This is a genomic window from Microvirga lotononidis (genome assembly GCF_034627025.1).
Lineage (GTDB): Bacteria > Pseudomonadota > Alphaproteobacteria > Rhizobiales > Beijerinckiaceae > Microvirga > Microvirga lotononidis.
Genome location: NZ_CP141048.1, coordinates 2,440,739 through 2,456,259 on the forward strand (window position 1 = coordinate 2,440,739; position 15,521 = coordinate 2,456,259).

A 15,521-nucleotide genomic window follows, 5' to 3' on the forward strand; every position below is an offset into this window, starting at 1 on the left:
ACAATCTCACTTCACGAAGGACACGGAATCGACCTTCGAGGCCGTCTCGATGGCGGACAGGCACTCCTCCCGCGCGGCGCTCGCGCCGTCGCAGGTCAGGACGTCGTTGAGGAGGACGCGCCCGACGCGCGGGCAGGCCAGCCCGGGAAAATCGAACAGCTTGATCAGGGTCTTGCGGCGGGGCACCGGACCGACTTCCACGGCGAGCCTCTTGGCCGCAATGCCGTCGGTGTCCAGAGCGAACAGATCGAGCTTCAGGGACTTCCAGCTCTCGCCCTTCTGGTTGTCGATGAGAAAATAAGTCCGGCAGCTTTCGCCTGCGGCCTCGATCCTGTTCAACTCGATGCGGAGAGGACTCGAGGCATTGTCCTGGGCGAGAGCCGTTCCGCTGAAAGGCAGGAACAGGGCCAGACAGGCGAGGATGCTGCCGGATGCATATCCGGGATCATTCCAGGTGCTCGTGCCCATGAACGCGTTCTCCTTCACATCGGCGGATCAGTTGGCGCCTGAGGGCCGGGAGCTTTCCCGGGGCGGCCGATGAAGTATCGGAAAGAACGTAAGTCGATCAAGGGGTTAGGAGAAGATCAGAGGCGTTCTAAAAGACCCGCTACGGCCTTGAGATCGGGATGGAATTCGCTTCCTTAAAAGAGCTTCAAAGTAATTTTTCCTGGCTCCGACCGCGATCTTGCCGGTTGAAAGGCCATGAGCATCGAGCGGATTTCACGAAAATACCATGATGCGTGAGGAAGAGTGGCCGTGCTTCTTACCTGGGAGATTCCGCTTGAGCTACGACGGTCACGACAAGCCATTTCCGTCTTGGTACCCTTACGCGTTCGTCGGTGCGATGGCGGTGCTTGGAGCGGCCTATTACGTGTTCGGGTGAGAGCAGGGGCGATCATCGCTGCATCCTGCATCCCAAAGCGAGCGAGGCGGTACATCCGCGCCCCGGTCGCTTTTGGGAGAGAGCCTGTCCGCATGGCGGATCGGCATACGCACTATGCGGGTCTTATGGTTAACAAGCCGTTAACGTATTGGCGCGATCACATGGTCGCGCCGACCTGCCAGGGAACGAATTCGAGGTCGCCGTAGCCGAGTTCCTCCGATTTCGTGTGCTCGCCGGACGCGACGCGCAGGAGGATGTCGAAGATCTCCCGGCCCTTGTCCTCGAGGGAGATGCCGTCGAGGATGTCGCCGCAGTTGATGTCCATGTCGTCCAGCATGCGGCGATAGATGTCGGAATTCGTCGCGAGTTTCAGGCTCGGCACCGGCTTGCAGCCGAAGGCCGAGCCGCGTCCCGTCGTGAACGCGATCAGGTTCGCGCCGCCCGCCACCTGGCCGGTCGCCGCGACGGGATCGTAGCCCGGCGTATCCATGTAGACGAAGCCGTGCTCTTTCACGGGCTCTGCATATTCGTAGACGGCGCGAAGCGTGGAGCGCCCGCCCTTTGCGGCCGCGCCCAAAGACTTCTCGAGGATCGTCGTCAATCCGCCCGCCTTGTTGCCGGGTGAGGGATTGTTGTTCATCTCGCCGCCGTTGCGGGCGGTGTAATCCTCCCACCAATGGATCCGCGAGATGAGCTTCTCGCCGATCTCCCGCGTGGCGGCGCGCCGGGTGAGCAGGTGTTCGGCCCCGTAGATCTCAGGAGTCTCGGACAGGATCGACGTTCCGCCGTGGCGCACCAGCAGATCGGACGCGACGCCGAGGGCCGGATTGGCCGTCAGGGCGGAATAGCCGTCGGAGCCGCCGCACTGGAGCGCGAGCACCAGCTCCGATGCGGGGCGCGTCTCGCGCCGCGCTTTGGCGGCGATGGGCAGCATGTCCTTCACCGCATCGACGATGGCCTGCACGGTGCGCCGCGTGCCGCCCGTTTCCTGGATCGTGAGGGTGCGGAAGGTGTCGCTTTCGGTCAGGCCGTATTCCTGCTTCATGCGGCCGATCTGAAATACCTCGCAGCCGAGCCCGACCATGATCACGCCGGCGAAGTTCGGGTGGCTGGCGTAGCCCCATTGCGTCCGGCGGAGGATATCGAACCCTTCGCCGTAGGCCGCGTGCCCGCAGCCGGTGCCGTGAACGATGGCCACGATGCCGTCGATCCCCGGGTAGTCGCGCAAGAGGCCGGAGCGCTCCACCTCCGCGGCGGCGAAACGCGCGACGGAAGCCGAGCAATTCACCGAGGTCAGGATCCCGATGTAGTTGCGCGTGCCCGTCTTGCCCGAGGCGCGGCGGTAGCCCTGGAAGGTGCCGCGCAGGTCGGGCGCAATGAGGTCGTCCTCCCGCGCCTCGACGCCGAAGGCGTAGTCGCGCTCGAAATCGTGCAGGCCGACATTGTGCTCGTGCACCCATTCGCCCGGCGCGATATGGGTCTTGGCGAAGCCGATGATCTGGCCGAACTTCCGGATCGGTTCGCCCTCGCGGATCGCTTCCGCGGCCATCTTGTGGCCTTTCAGGATGCGCTCGCGGGCCGTCAGACCCGCCGCGTCCGCGCCCTGGTTCACGAGGTCGATGGCGATGACCACGTTGTCATCGGGAGAGAGGCGGATGGTGCGGGGCGTGCTCATGAATGTCTCTTCTATAGGCGTATGTGATGTTGGGGCGGTCCGTCACCGCCCCAGTCCCATCTTCTGCGGGAGCCAGAGAGTCAGTTCCGGAATATAGGTGATCGCGATGAGCGCCAGCATCAAGGGTACGAGCCAGGGAAGGATCGCCACAGTAGTGCGCTCGACGGACAGCTTGGACACCCGTGCCAGAACGAAGAGGACCATGCCGAGGGGCGGGTGAAGCAGCCCGATCATCAGGTTGAGCGTCATGATGAGCCCGAAATGGATCGGGTCGATGCCGAGCTTGAGCACGATCGGCAGCAGGATCGGCACCAGGATGGTGATGGCCGCGATGGTGTCGATGAAGCAGCCGACGAACAGGATCAGGATGTTGGCGAGAAGCAGGAACACCCATTTGTTCTGCGTGAATCCGAGGATCGCGTCGGAGAGGATCTGGGCCGCCTGGCTGACCGTCAGAAGCCATGCGAAGATCGACGCCGCGGTCACGATGAAGAGAACCGAGGCGGTCGTCTCGATGGTGTCGAAGGTCGCCTTGGCGAGACTCCTGAAGGTCATGGAGCGATAGCGGACGAGGCCGAGGAACAGCGACCAGATGACCGCCGCGACAGCCGCCTCGGTGGGCGTGAAGAGGCCCAGCGTCATGCCGCCGATCAGGATCACGGGCGCCATCAGGGCCATCACGGCCGAGAAGTCGTAGTACCAGTCGAGGGCGAGAAGCACGGCCAGCGCGATGCCGATGGAAACGTTCGATGAAAGCCCCGCCTGCATCATCAGCCATACCGCGACGGGGAACATCAGGACGATGACGACCTCGACGCTCGCATTGCCAAGCTGGCGCCACGAGAAGGGCGTGTCCGCTCCCCAGCCGTTCTTGTAGGCGAAATAGGCCACCGTCGCCATCATCAGCAGCGTCATGACGATGCCGGGGATCAGTCCGCCCAGGAAGAGCGCGCCGATGGAGACGTTCGCCATCATCCCGTAGATGACGAAGGGCAGGGAGGGCGGAATGATCGGCCCGAGGGTCGCGGAAGCAGCCGTCACGCCGACAGAGAACTCCGTCGAGTAGCCATGGTCCTTCATGGCCTTGATCTCGATGGTTCCGAGGCCGGCCGCGTCCGCGATGGCGGTGCCGGACATGCCTGAGAAAATCACCGAGCCGATGATGTTCACCTGTCCGAGGCCGCCTTTCATCCAGCCGACGAGGGCAACGGCAAAGGAGTAGATGCGGCCGGTGACGCCGGCGATGTTCATGAGGTTGCCGGCGAGAATGAAGAAGGGGACGGCGAGAAGCGGAAAGCTCTCGACGCCCGCGATCATGCGCTGCGCCACGATGACGTCGGGAACGGTCCCGGTGGCGAGGATGTAGAGCAGGGACGCAACGGCCATCGAGATGCCCACCGGCAGCCCGAGGATCATCAGTATAAGGAAGGAGCCGATCAGGATGAGCATCAGGTTTCCGCCACTAAAGGTGCATCGAAAGCTTCGGGCCGCTCGAGGATGGAAAAGCCGCGGCGCCAGTTGGCGACGGCGACCTGAACGGAGCGGAAGCACATGAGGATGAAGCCGATGAAGACAAAGGCGTAGCTGAGGTTCTTCGGCAGGGCGACGGTGGTCATCTGCTCGTCGCCGACGATGCTCATGAAACGCCAGATGAGGAGAGCCCCGTAAGCGAAGAAGGCGACACGGATGAGGTCGATCCCCGTCGCCAGCACGCGGGCCGGTCCGGACGGAAGATAACGATAGAGGAAGTCGACCTGGATGTGGCGGTTCAGGCGCACGCACATGGCCGATCCGACGAAGACCAGGGCCACGTTGAGATTGGTGGCAATCTCCTCCGTCCAGGCGAAGGAATCGTTCAGAACGTAACGGGTGAAGAATTGAACGAAGACGGCGAGCGCCATCGCCCAGAACAGGGCCAGGGCCAGCCAATCCTCGAAGGCATAGTCTGAGAGATCGACCGGCGCGTTCTCGCTCTCGTCGAAGGTCTGCGCCAGTTCCTCGGCGCTGACCTGGGTGTGGATCTCAGTCTTCATGGTTCGTCGAGCCTCTCAAGCCTGGAGCAATTCCCTCGCGACGGACAACAGGGAAAGGCGGGCCGCCGGAGGCGGCCCTTGCCACTCAAAGACCTTCCGATTTCAAGGCCTGGATCTTGTCGTAATCCGCCTTGCGATAGCCCAGGGATTCCAGGGTGACGCTCTTCATCACCGCATCCTTGAACTCGTCCTTGTTGACCTCCGTGATCGTCAGGCCCTTCTGCTTGAAGGTTTCGAGCAGTTCCTTCTCCTTCGCCTGGATCTCTCCCGAGGCCCGGATCGCGGCTTCCTGGGCGACGTCGGTGAAGATCTTCTTGTCTTCATCCGAGAGCTTGGCCCAGAGCTGCTTGGAGATGATCGTCGCCAGGTGATCGACGATGTGGCCGGTGAGCACGATATTCTTCTGAACCTCGAAGAACTTCTTGGCTTCGATGGTGGTGAGCGGGTTCTCCTGCGCGTCGACGGTGCCGTTCTGAAGCGCCAGATAAACCTCCGCGAAGGCGATCGGCGAGGTGTTCGCGCCGCAGGAGCGCGGCATGGCCAGATAGGCCGGGGCGTCGGGCACGCGGATCTTGAGGCCCTTCATCTCGGCGCAGGTCTTGAACGGCTTGTTCGTGGAGCTGTGGCGCACGCCATAATAGGTGAGGGCGACCATGTGGTTCCCGGTCTTTTCCGCGTAACCCGCGCTGAGCTCCTTGAACACGTCGCTCTTCGCGAAGGCGAGCAGATGGCCGGAATCGCGGAAGATGTAGGGATAGTAGCCGATGCCGATGGGCGGATAGCTGCGCGCGGCGAAGCTCGGGCCGGAGATGATCATGTCGACCGTGCCGAGCGACAGGCCCTGGTTGATGTCGCTCTCCTTGCCGAGCTGGGAGGCCGGATAGACGTCGATCTGGTAGCGGTTGTTGGTGCGCTTCGCGATTTCCTGGGCGGCCCAGACGGATTGGGTATGGAAGGGTTCCGAGGTCTCGTAGACATGGGCCCATTTCAGCTTCGTCTGGGCACTGGCCGGCAGGGCGGGCAGGATGGCTGTCGCAGCGGCAACTAGGCCCAAAGCTAGGCGGCGGGTTAGAAATGGCATAGGCGTTCCTCCGGAAAGCCGGCTCTGCGGCCGGTTGACGAGTGGTCACGAGCGGTTCCGCCCGTGCGAGGGACCCGACAAGCTGATGGCGTGGGCCCATCGGTTCGGCTAACATGTTAGGCAAATGGACGCGCTGGACAAGAGAAAAAGATACGATTTCCTCGGTCCTCTGGAGCGGGGAGCGCGGGGGCATACGACCGATAAGGTGGAAGCGTCGCTCCGGACCGCGATCGTGGGTCTCGACATTGCCCCCGGGGAATTCATCGACAAGGGGGCCGTGTGCACGGCGCTCGGGGTGTCCCGGTTCCCGGTGTCCGAGGCCCTGGCGCGTCTGGCCGCCGAGGGGCTCGTCGAGATCCTGCCCCAGCGCGGATCCCGTGCGGCGCGCATCCGCCTGCCGGAGATCAGGGAATCGATGCTGATCCGGCGGGCCCTGGAGGGCATGGTGGCCGAGGCGGCCGCCACGCACCTGCCGCCTACGGCCATCGAGGCGCTTCGCGCCAACCTGGACGCGCAGCAGGACGCCGTCTCGCAGGGGGATCGCCCCGGCTTCTATACGCTGGACCTGGAATTCCACACGATCCTGGTGGAGGGGCTGGGGATGCCCCGGGTCGCGGCCGTGATCGACGCCTCACGGGCCAATATCGACCGCGTGCGCCGTCTCCTTTCATCGCCCCGGCGTCATGCCGTGACCCTCGCGGAGCATCGTGAGCTCTTCCGCGCCCTCGAGGCGCACGACAGCCCGGCGGCCCGGAGGGCCATGGAGGCTCACCTGGAGGCTGTCGTCGACGAGCTGGAGCGTTTCTCCATCGAGCACCCCGAGGTCTTCGTGCAGGCGTGAACAGGAGACGATGGTCCAGGACATCCGGGCGAGAGGCGCCACTTCATCGGTGGGGTCGCGCGGTCTCTACCCGGTGCAGGCGAAGAGGCGTGTTCGAGCCCCGTCCCAGAGCATCGGGCCCAAAAGTGGATTTGCACTTTTGGGATTCACTCCGCTGCTTCGTTGATAGGTCCGAGCATCGTTCGGGCCGGAAAACCGGGCCCATTTTTGCGTTCGATGCTCTAGGTGGCTGATCTCTGCGCGGCTGCCAATATCCGCTTGGACAAGTCCTTGGAACGCCCCAGAAGGGATGATCCTTTGGGGGAAAGGTGTCCGCCGTTGCTGAAGATCATCGTGCCGTTACGGGAACTTTGGCAGACCCCTTCTTCGCAGATGAGATCGCCCAAGAGAACAAGACCCGCACCAGTGCGCGCCGATATATCGGCGAGCTTTCCGAAAACGCCAGAACGTCTATGCCCTTCGAGCGGAAAGTGGCAACGATCCAGCGGCCGACCGAGGGTGCTTTGGATGGCGAGGCATCGGCCTACGCTGAACCCAGGATCCGGAGTGGGCGACACAATGACCACCGACTTACCCAATTCGCGGATACGCTTGAGGGTCTCTACAAATCTTGTTTCACTGAGGGAAGCCGACTGCACCACGGCGCCACTCGCCACAGTTATCTGGCTTTCCTTCTCCAACAATGCGAAAGTCGAAGAGAGAATGACGTAACGAATGCCCTGCTGCTCCTTGAGCCACTCAAGCACCTGATCATTATGCTTGATGCAACCCATGCCCCAATTGGTATTGTATTTCGGCCCATTGAAGGCAATCCCAAGGATCGGTGCGCAGGCGGACTTGGTCATCTGGACGAATGGCAGCGCGGAAGGGCTGTCGCGGAGCGCCTGTGCGAGATGCATGGCGTAACTATCACCCCAAAGGACCGCGACCGGGTTCGGGCCCAGTGTACATTGTTCCACCGTCGTGAATTGCTTGCACAGGTTGCTGAGACCTGTATTCGGACGCGTTACCTCGTTCAGCGCGAGAAAACTCTCTCCTCCTAAGGTCGCTCGTGTGCGCGATAACTCGGAGCGCACAATGAAGATGCCAAGCGCTGCACTCGCAACAAGGCATGCTCCCGAAAGGCAGAAAATCGTCCGGCATGATATGAGATTCGAGCGGCGAAACGGTTGCTCGACGAAGCGCCAGCTGAAATAGGCCAGTATCAGGGCGATTCCCGACAATGACAGCATGACAGAAGGCGCAGGCTCCGAAATGCTGAGATGCCTTGCAAATGCAAAGAGCGGCTGATGCCACAGATAGGCGGAGTAGCTGATAAGGCCGATTCCGACGAGCGGCTTCATGCTCAGGAAGCGATGAGCAATCGTACCGGGCCCGGTAAAAGTGAGGACCAGGACGGCCCCTACCGTCGGCAGAAGCGCGTAAACACCCGGAAAGGGAGTCGCCGCGTCGTAAATGACGATGGCGGCCGCGATCATCATGAAACCGATAAGGCTCAGGATGCCATTGTGGCGAACTGCACCCCGCTGCTCTGTGACGATGGCGGCGAGTGCGCCGAGCGTTAGTTCCCAGATCCGGGTATGCGGCAGGAAGAAAGCTGCCTCGGGGGCAGTGCGTGAACCGTGTTCAGCAAGAATCATGCTGCCGGCAGCCAGAAGGCTCAGCAGCGGTATCATAGCGCCCTTCGCACGCGTCCAAAGGAACCACAGCAAGATCGGCGCTACGATGTAATACTGCTCTTCGACGGCGAGGCTCCATGTGTGAAGAAGCGGCTTAAGCTCCGCCTCCGTTTCAAAGTAACCTGTCGTGAGCCAGAAATAGATGTTGGATACGAATGCCGACACGCTCACGACGCTTTGGCCGAACTCGAAAAGTTCTTTGTAAGGCAACAGGAACCAAGCCGCCGGAACACAGGCTGCCATAACTACGAAAAGCGCCGGCAGGATCCGTCTCGCCCGACGCTCGTAGAAGGTTCTGATGCTGAAACGCCCGCCCTGAAGGTCAGCCAGAATGATCGAGGTAATGAGGAAGCCGCTGATGACGAAGAACACGTCCACCCCGACGTAGCCTCCGCTGAACCACGAAAATCCGGCATGGAATAATATAACGGGAAGCACGGCAACAGCACGAAGCCCGTCGATCTCCGGACGATAGCTCATTCTCATGAAGGGCCGTGCAGCTTTTCGGTGATTGGGGAACCAGGATCGCTTAACATCCAAGTTAATATGTGTCGAGACGAAGGTTCCGTTGCTTAAGCCGCCCATTTTAAAGATCAACGGTGGTTGATCTTTGGTAGTGATGCCAAGGTCGGCTCCTTCTATTCAACAGAAGGGCTATGTGTGATAAGTTCGCCAACGAGACAGGCTGCCATAGCCTCTCAGCTGTCGAGTTCCTTGGTAGCGTGAGCAACGCGAAACTGAGATTTGGACGATGCAGGACGCTCGGACGCGGCCGAGTGACCTGAGGTGGCAAGCCACCTCAACATGCTTGTTACGTTATTTGAGCATCTGACCTGAAAGTGACTTGCACTTTCTGGATCGATCCCGATGCTTCACTCTTTGACGGGCGCATCGTGCGGCGCGGGCACGCAGATTCGTACGATGCGCGGATGACAGGAGGTTTCGATGACACTCCAGATTGGCGACGTCGCGCCGGATTTCGAGGCCGAGACGACCGAAGGGCGTATCCGCTTTCACGATTGGATCGGCAATTCCTGGTGCGTGCTCTTCTCCCACCCCAAGGACTTCACCCCGGTCTGCACGACCGAGTTGGGGTACATGGCCCGGATCAAGCCAGAGTTCGACCGGCGCGATGTGAAGATCATCGGGCTCAGCGTCGACCCGACAGACAATCATGCGCGGTGGGCCGAGGACATCCGTGAGACGCAAGGCACAGCGCCCAACTTTCCGATGATCGGCGATACCGATCTCTCGATCTCGAAGCTCTACGGGATGCTCCCGGCCAGCACGGGCGGCACGTCGGAAGGCAGGACGCCGGCGGACAATCAGACCGTCCGCAACGTTTTCGTCATCGGGCCCGACAAGAAGATCAAGCTCGTGCTCGTCTATCCCATGACCACGGGCCGCAACTTCGACGAGGTGCTTCGCGTCATCGACTCGTTGCAGCTGACCGCGAAGCACCGGGTCGCGACGCCTGCGAACTGGAAGCAGGGCGAGGACGTCATCATCGCGGGTTCCGTGCCGGATGAAGAGGCCAAGAAGATCTACCCGCAGGGATGGAAAGCGCCGAAGCCCTATATCCGGATCGTGCCGCAGCCCGATGCATGAGGCGTCGGGTTGAAAAAGCATGAACGGTCGGGTGCGTCTGAAGGAGGAGAAGCCATGAGCACCGCAGTGTCCCCTCCATCGGCGCTCGACCGTTCAACCGCAAGTCCGCAGGTGGATGCGTTCTTCGACAAGCGCACCTGCAGCGTCCAATACGTGGTGTCCGATCCCGCGACGCGGCGCTGCGCCCTCGTCGATCCGGTCCTCGATTACGACGAGAAGTCGGGATCCATCGCGACCGTATCTGCCGATGCCCTGCTCGCCTGCGTGAAGGAGAAGGGCCTGACCGTCGAGTGGATCCTCGATACGCATCCGCACGCGGACCACCTGTCGGCGGCCGCATACCTCAAGGATCGCACGGGCGCGAAGACGGCCATCGGCGAGCGCGTCGTCGACGTTCAGCGGCTCTGGAAGACGATCTACAACCTTCCGGGCTTCGAGGCGGATGGCTCGCAATGGGATCGCCTGTTCGCCGACGGGGATGAATTCCGGATCGGCGAGATGGATGTGCGGGTCATGTTCTCGCCGGGCCATACGCTCGCCTCCATCACCTACGTGGTCGGCGATGCCGCCTTCATCCACGACACGCTCTTCATGCCCGATTTCGGCACGGCCCGATGCGACTTCCCCGGCGGGGATGCCCGGGCCCTGTGGCGCACCATCCAGCGCATCCTGTCCCTGCCCGAGCATACGCGCCTGTTCTCCGGCCACGACTACATGCCGGGCGGCCGGGCTCCGGCTTGGGAGAGCTCCGTCGCCGGGCAGAAGGCCCACAATGTGCATCTGGCCCAGGCCCGCACCGAGGACGCGTTCGTCGCCATGCGCCAGGCGCGGGACGCCAGGCTGCCGATGCCCAAGCTGATCCTACACGCCCTCCAGGTGAACATGGCGGGAGGGCGTCTGCCGGAGCCGGAGAGCAATGGGACCCGCTACCTCAAGATCCCGCTCGATGCACTTCCCCATGCGGTCTGGGACTGACGGGAGCCAGATCCGCCCGGCTCGTCCGATTGAAAGCCGCTGATCGATGCGTCTCGCCCCCCATGTGGTACGCGCTGCCAACCGGCTGTCATCAGGAATTTGCCCGCACCGGCTTGGCTTTAAAGGCAAGGCGCTCTGACAAGGGACACCCCCGGTAGACGATCGTCTGGAAGTTCCTTCCACCGTCCGTTCCAGTTCGGAACCTCGCGATGGCATGATGAATTTGTCTCGGTGAGACCTATAAACAAACAAGTCTCCAGGGCTGATCGGGCACGCCAAGATGCCGCCGGCGCTTAAGGGAGCAAGATCATGCTGCCGAAGAACGAGCAAGCCATCGTGCAGACCCTCCGCCCTTCCGTTAAGGCGCCGGTCTTTCCTAGCAATTCCACCGAATTCATCAACGTCATGGCCCATTACCACCGCGCCGAGATCGCCCGCATGGCGGGCTGGCGCGACCGGATCGACCGGACGACCAACTGGGCCATCACCGTGGTGGCCGCTATGCTGTCGGTCTCCCTGTCCACCTCGACCGCTCACCATGGCGTGTTGATCTTCGCCATGGTGCTGGTCCTCCTGCTCCTGGTGATCGAGGCGCGGCGGTACCGCTTCTTCGACGTGTACCGGAACCGGGTCCGCCGGATGGAGCGCAATTACTTCGCCCAGATCTTCGCTCCGGAGGAGGGCACCACGGACGATTGGGTGCAGAAGCTGGGGGAGGATCTCCGGCGCCCCCTGTTCCTGACGAGCACCAGCGAGGCCATCACGAGGCGGCTCCGGCGCAACTATTGTTGGATGTTCCTGATCCTGCTGTTCGCTTGGCTGGTGAAGACCACCTTCATCCGAATGCAGGAGAACGCCGTCGATGCCCATCTCGTCGGTTCGGTCGGGGAATGGGTCCGCAACGTCGCTATCGGGCCCATCCCAGGATGGGCCGTGATCGCCGGGTTGGGCGTCTTCTATGGCTGGATTCTCTACGCCACCCTGCGCAAGCCCAAGGGCGAGGGGGAGTTGGCCTTCGGCAACGTGCATGTCTAGAGCATCGGAAGCTTCTTCTTGACCGGCCCGCACCGACGCGCTGAGGCCCGTGAAGATTGATTGTGCCGGATGCCCGCTTTGGGAGTATAATGCTGTCCAGGACATCGGCTCGCAGGTTTGCCGAGGTGGTTGTCATGAAAGCCATTCTGGTTCCGGTTGAGCCCCATAGCTTCATCCGTTCGGTCCTGGATGCCGCCCTGCTGATTGCGGGCCGGTTCGGGAGCCACGTGGAGGGGTTGGCGCTCGGTCCCGATATCCCGGAGGTCATCGCTTTCGATGTCCCGGTCGGCTGGACCATCCTGAGCGAAAAGGAACAGCGCGAGCACCTGTCGCGATCGCAGCACCTCTTCGAGGAGTTCATGCTCTCCTGTGGGGTGCCGCGTAAATCGGAAGCGGCGGACGAAGTCACCTGCGACTTCGTCGGGCAGCAGCTGTTCGCAGACAGCTATATCGGCAGTTTCGGCCGGGTCTTCGACCTGATCGTGCTCGGACGCCCCGGCGCGCAGGATGAGCCGCCGAGACTGGCCACCCTGGAGGCCGCCCTGTTCGAAGGCGGACGGCCCGTCCTCATGGTCCCGCCCGCGTCCCCGGCATCGATCGGCGAGACGGTCGTGATCGCCTGGAACGGCAGCACGGAAACGGCCCGGACCGTGGCGCTCGCGATGCCCATCCTGAAGAAGGCCGGTCGGGTCATCGTGCTGGCACTGGATAGCTGGGGAGGGGACGGTCCGAGCGGCGCTGAGCTGGCTTTCCGCCTCGAGCGAAACGGCGTCCGGGCCGAGGCGGTGGTTCGCAGGCTGAACACGCGCTCTCCGGGTGAGGCCATTCTGGAGGAAGCAGCCTCGTTTCACGCGGATCTCCTCATCAAGGGAGCCTATACCCAGAGCCGCCTGAGGCAGATGATCTTCGGCGGCGCGACGAGCCACATCATCTCCCATGCGGGCATTCCGGTCCTGATGGCACATTAGCGGATCGCGAGGCTTCACGCCGATCTTCTTGGTAAGGCGGAGTAGCGTTCTTCGACAGCAGGTGGAGGCATCCATGTATGTCGTCATTCGTAAGTTCAGCAATATGCGCTCGGTGCCCGAGGCGGCTCGGCGGGCGGAGAGCGGAATCGGCCAGATCCTGCGGCAATCTCCGGGTTTCCAGAGCTATCATGTCTTCGATTGCGGCAATGGTGCCGGCGGATCCATCACTCTGTTCGATAGCCGTGAGGCTGCCCTTGCGGCCAACGAGAAGGCCCTGGCTTGGGTCCGCGCGAGCCTGGCCGACCTGATTCAAGGCGAACCGGAAATCACGGCCGGCGAGGTCTTGGCTGCCGTGAAGCCTTGATGGCAGCGGCAGATTCGGGTGCGCTGTTCGAGACTGTCGATAACCGGCATTTGCTCCTTTAGAAACAGCCCAGCCTATGGCCGAATGGTGTTTCGTTCCTAGTTTCCTGGGGAGGAGAACGAAAGACCATGAAAGATTATGGACCGCTGACCCTCCATGTGCCCGAGCCCGCCGTCCGTCCGGGCGGGACCCCAGACTTCTCGAATGTGAAGATCCCCAAGGCCGGTGCCGTCCCACGCCCCGACGTGGACGTGGAGCCGGAAACCATCCGCGACCTCGCCTTCTCCATCATCCGCGTTCTCAACCGCGCCGGAGAGGCGGTCGGGCCGTGGGCCGGGCTTCTGAGCGACGAGGAACTCATCGAGGGAATGCGCAACATGATGACCCTGCGCACCTTCGATGCGCGTATGCTGATCGCGCAGCGGCAGGGCAAGACCTCCTTCTACATGCAGCATCTGGGCGAGGAGGCGATCAGCTGCGCCTTCCGAAAGGCGCTCGCGCCGGGGGACATGAACTTCCCGACCTACCGGCAGGCCGGCCTTCTGATCGCCGGCGGCTATTCCATGGTCGACATGATGTGTCAGGTCTATTCGAATTCCCGCGACCCTTTGAAGGGGCGTCAGCTGCCCGTCATGTACTCCTCCAAGGAGCACGGGTTCTTCACCATCTCGGGCAATCTCGCCACGCAATATGTCCAGGCGGTCGGCTGGGCCATGGCCTCGGCGATCCGCAACGACACCAAGATCGCGGCCGCCTGGATCGGCGACGGATCGACGGCGGAATCGGATTTCCATGCGGCGCTCGTCTTCGCGTCCACCTACAAGGCGCCGGTCATCCTCAACATCGTCAACAATCAATGGGCGATCTCCACGTTCCAGGGCATCGCGCGAGGTGGCGCGGGAACGTTCGCCGCGCGTGGCCTGGGCTTCGGCATTCCCTCGCTGCGGGTCGACGGCAACGATTATCTCGCCGTCTACGCGGTGGCGAAGTGGGCCGCCGAGCGGGCCCGGCGCAATCTCGGCCCGACCCTCGTCGAATACGTGACTTACCGGGTCGGCGCGCATTCGACGTCGGACGATCCATCGGCCTATCGCCCGAAGACCGAATCCGATGCCTGGCCCTTGGGCGATCCCATCATGCGGCTGAAGAGCCATCTCATCCTGCGCGGCGCCTGGTCGGAGGAGCGGCACAAGCAGGCGGAGGCCGAGATCCTCGATACGGTGATCGCGGCCCAGAAGGAGGCGGAGAGCTACGGCACGCTTCATGCGGGCGCCAAGCCGTCCGCCCGCGAGATCTTCGACGGGGTCTATGCCGAGATGCCGCCGCATCTGCGCCGTCAGCGCCAGCAGGCGGGAGTCTGAAGCCATGGCGCGCATGACGATGATTGAAGCGATCCGCGACGCCATGGATGTGATGATGGCGCGCGACGAACGTGTCGTGGTCTTCGGTGAGGACGTGGGCTATTTCGGCGGCGTCTTCCGCTGCACGGCCGGCCTCCAGCAGAAATACGGCAAGACGCGCTGCTTCGATGCGCCGATCAGCGAATCCGGCATCGTGGGCACAGCCATCGGCATGGCGAGCTATGGCCTGTTGCCGTGCATCGAGATTCAGTTCGCCGATTACATGTACCCGGCCTACGACCAGATCGTGTCCGAGGCGGCCCGGCTGCGCTACCGTTCGAACGGCGAGTTCACCTGCCCCATGGTCATTCGGATGCCGACCGGAGGCGGCATCTTCGGCGGGCAGACCCATAGCCAGAGCCCCGAGGCTTTGTTCACGCACGTGTCGGGCCTGAAGACGGTCGTGCCGTCCAACCCCCGCGATGCCAAGGGGCTTCTGATCGCGGCGATCGAGGATCCGGATCCCGTGATCTTCCTGGAGCCGAAGCGCCTCTACAACGGCCCCTTCGACGGACACCACGACCGCCCGGTGACGCCATGGTCGAAACACGACCTGAGCGAAGTGCCGACCGGCCATTTCAACCTGCCGCTCGGCAAGGCTTCCATCCTTCGGGAAGGCGCCGCCCTGACCGTGCTGGCCTACGGCACGATGGTCTATGTGGCGCAGGCGGCCGTGGAGGAAACCGGGATCGATGCCGAGATCATCGACCTGCGGACCCTGATCCCGCTCGACCTGGAGACCATTGCCGCTTCCGTCAGGAAGACGGGTCGCTGCGTCGTGGTGCACGAAGCCACCCTCACGTCGGGTTTCGGGGCGGAACTGGCGGCCCTCGTGCAGGAAAATTGCTTCTTCCACCTGGAAGCGCCCGTTGCCCGTGTGACGGGATGGGACACACCCTATCCCCATGCTCAGGAATGGGACTACTTCCCGGGGTCGGCCCGTGTCGGCCGCGCCCTTGTCGAGACGATGGAGGCCTGA

14 protein-coding genes are annotated in these 15,521 nt (G+C 62.6%); 8 read left to right on the forward strand and 6 right to left on the reverse strand.

Annotated elements, in window-relative coordinates; all coding sequences use genetic code 11:
- Positions 1–6: 6 nt before the first annotated feature.
- The 5 genes from U0023_RS11585 to U0023_RS11605 form a co-directional block, all read right to left on the reverse strand.
- Positions 7–468: a hypothetical protein gene (locus U0023_RS11585; protein ID WP_009493006.1), complete on the reverse strand. Its 462-nt coding sequence runs from the start codon at positions 466–468 to the stop codon at positions 7–9.
- Between the two features lie 572 nt (positions 469–1,040).
- Complete coding sequence (locus U0023_RS11590) at positions 1,041–2,558, reverse strand: UxaA family hydrolase (RefSeq protein WP_009493005.1); 1,518 nt, start codon at positions 2,556–2,558, stop codon at positions 1,041–1,043.
- A 42-nt stretch (positions 2,559–2,600) separates the two neighbouring features.
- Positions 2,601–4,007: a TRAP transporter large permease gene (locus U0023_RS11595; RefSeq protein ID WP_009493004.1), complete on the reverse strand. Its 1,407-nt coding sequence runs from the start codon at positions 4,005–4,007 to the stop codon at positions 2,601–2,603.
- Entirely contained in the window at positions 4,007–4,591 is a 585-nt protein-coding gene (locus tag U0023_RS11600) for a TRAP transporter small permease (RefSeq protein ID WP_009493003.1), read from the reverse strand. The genes U0023_RS11595 and U0023_RS11600 overlap by 1 nt, the downstream gene beginning before the upstream one ends.
- A gap of 85 nt (positions 4,592–4,676) precedes the next feature.
- Positions 4,677–5,672 carry a sialic acid TRAP transporter substrate-binding protein SiaP gene (locus U0023_RS11605; protein WP_009493002.1) on the reverse strand — a complete coding sequence of 332 codons (996 nt, stop codon included), beginning with the start codon at positions 5,670–5,672 and terminating at the stop codon, positions 4,677–4,679.
- Between the two features lie 124 nt (positions 5,673–5,796).
- Between U0023_RS11605 and U0023_RS11610 the strand changes: the two genes are divergently transcribed.
- Positions 5,797–6,513, forward strand: a complete 717-nt coding sequence (locus U0023_RS11610; RefSeq protein WP_009493001.1) for a GntR family transcriptional regulator — start codon at positions 5,797–5,799, stop codon at positions 6,511–6,513.
- A gap of 221 nt (positions 6,514–6,734) precedes the next feature.
- Here U0023_RS11610 and U0023_RS11615 read toward each other — a convergent pair whose 3' ends face one another.
- Complete coding sequence (locus U0023_RS11615; protein WP_052600671.1) at positions 6,735–8,672, reverse strand: acyltransferase family protein; 1,938 nt, start codon at positions 8,670–8,672, stop codon at positions 6,735–6,737.
- Between the two features lie 465 nt (positions 8,673–9,137).
- Here U0023_RS11615 and U0023_RS11620 point away from each other — a divergent pair, with 465 nt between their 5' ends.
- From U0023_RS11620 to U0023_RS11650, 7 genes are all read left to right on the forward strand, one after another.
- Positions 9,138–9,800 carry a peroxiredoxin gene (locus U0023_RS11620; protein WP_009492999.1) on the forward strand — a complete coding sequence of 221 codons (663 nt, stop codon included), beginning with the start codon at positions 9,138–9,140 and terminating at the stop codon, positions 9,798–9,800.
- 54 nt (positions 9,801–9,854) lie between these two features.
- Positions 9,855–10,775 carry an MBL fold metallo-hydrolase gene (locus U0023_RS11625; RefSeq protein WP_009492998.1) on the forward strand — a complete coding sequence of 307 codons (921 nt, stop codon included), beginning with the start codon at positions 9,855–9,857 and terminating at the stop codon, positions 10,773–10,775.
- A 309-nt stretch (positions 10,776–11,084) separates the two neighbouring features.
- Positions 11,085–11,810, forward strand: a complete 726-nt coding sequence (locus U0023_RS11630; RefSeq protein ID WP_009492997.1) for a DUF2270 domain-containing protein — start codon at positions 11,085–11,087, stop codon at positions 11,808–11,810.
- 134 nt (positions 11,811–11,944) lie between these two features.
- Positions 11,945–12,778 carry a universal stress protein gene (locus tag U0023_RS11635; protein ID WP_009492996.1) on the forward strand — a complete coding sequence of 278 codons (834 nt, stop codon included), beginning with the start codon at positions 11,945–11,947 and terminating at the stop codon, positions 12,776–12,778.
- A 73-nt stretch (positions 12,779–12,851) separates the two neighbouring features.
- Complete coding sequence (locus tag U0023_RS11640; protein WP_009492995.1) at positions 12,852–13,142, forward strand: hypothetical protein; 291 nt, start codon at positions 12,852–12,854, stop codon at positions 13,140–13,142.
- A 128-nt stretch (positions 13,143–13,270) separates the two neighbouring features.
- On the forward strand, positions 13,271–14,503 hold the full coding sequence (locus tag U0023_RS11645) for a 3-methyl-2-oxobutanoate dehydrogenase (2-methylpropanoyl-transferring) subunit alpha (protein ID WP_009492994.1): 1,233 nt from the start codon (positions 13,271–13,273) through the stop codon (positions 14,501–14,503).
- A gap of 4 nt (positions 14,504–14,507) precedes the next feature.
- The gene (locus tag U0023_RS11650) at positions 14,508–15,521 is read left to right on the forward strand and encodes an alpha-ketoacid dehydrogenase subunit beta (RefSeq protein WP_009492993.1); all 1,014 of its coding nucleotides are present in this window, start codon (positions 14,508–14,510) and stop codon (positions 15,519–15,521) included.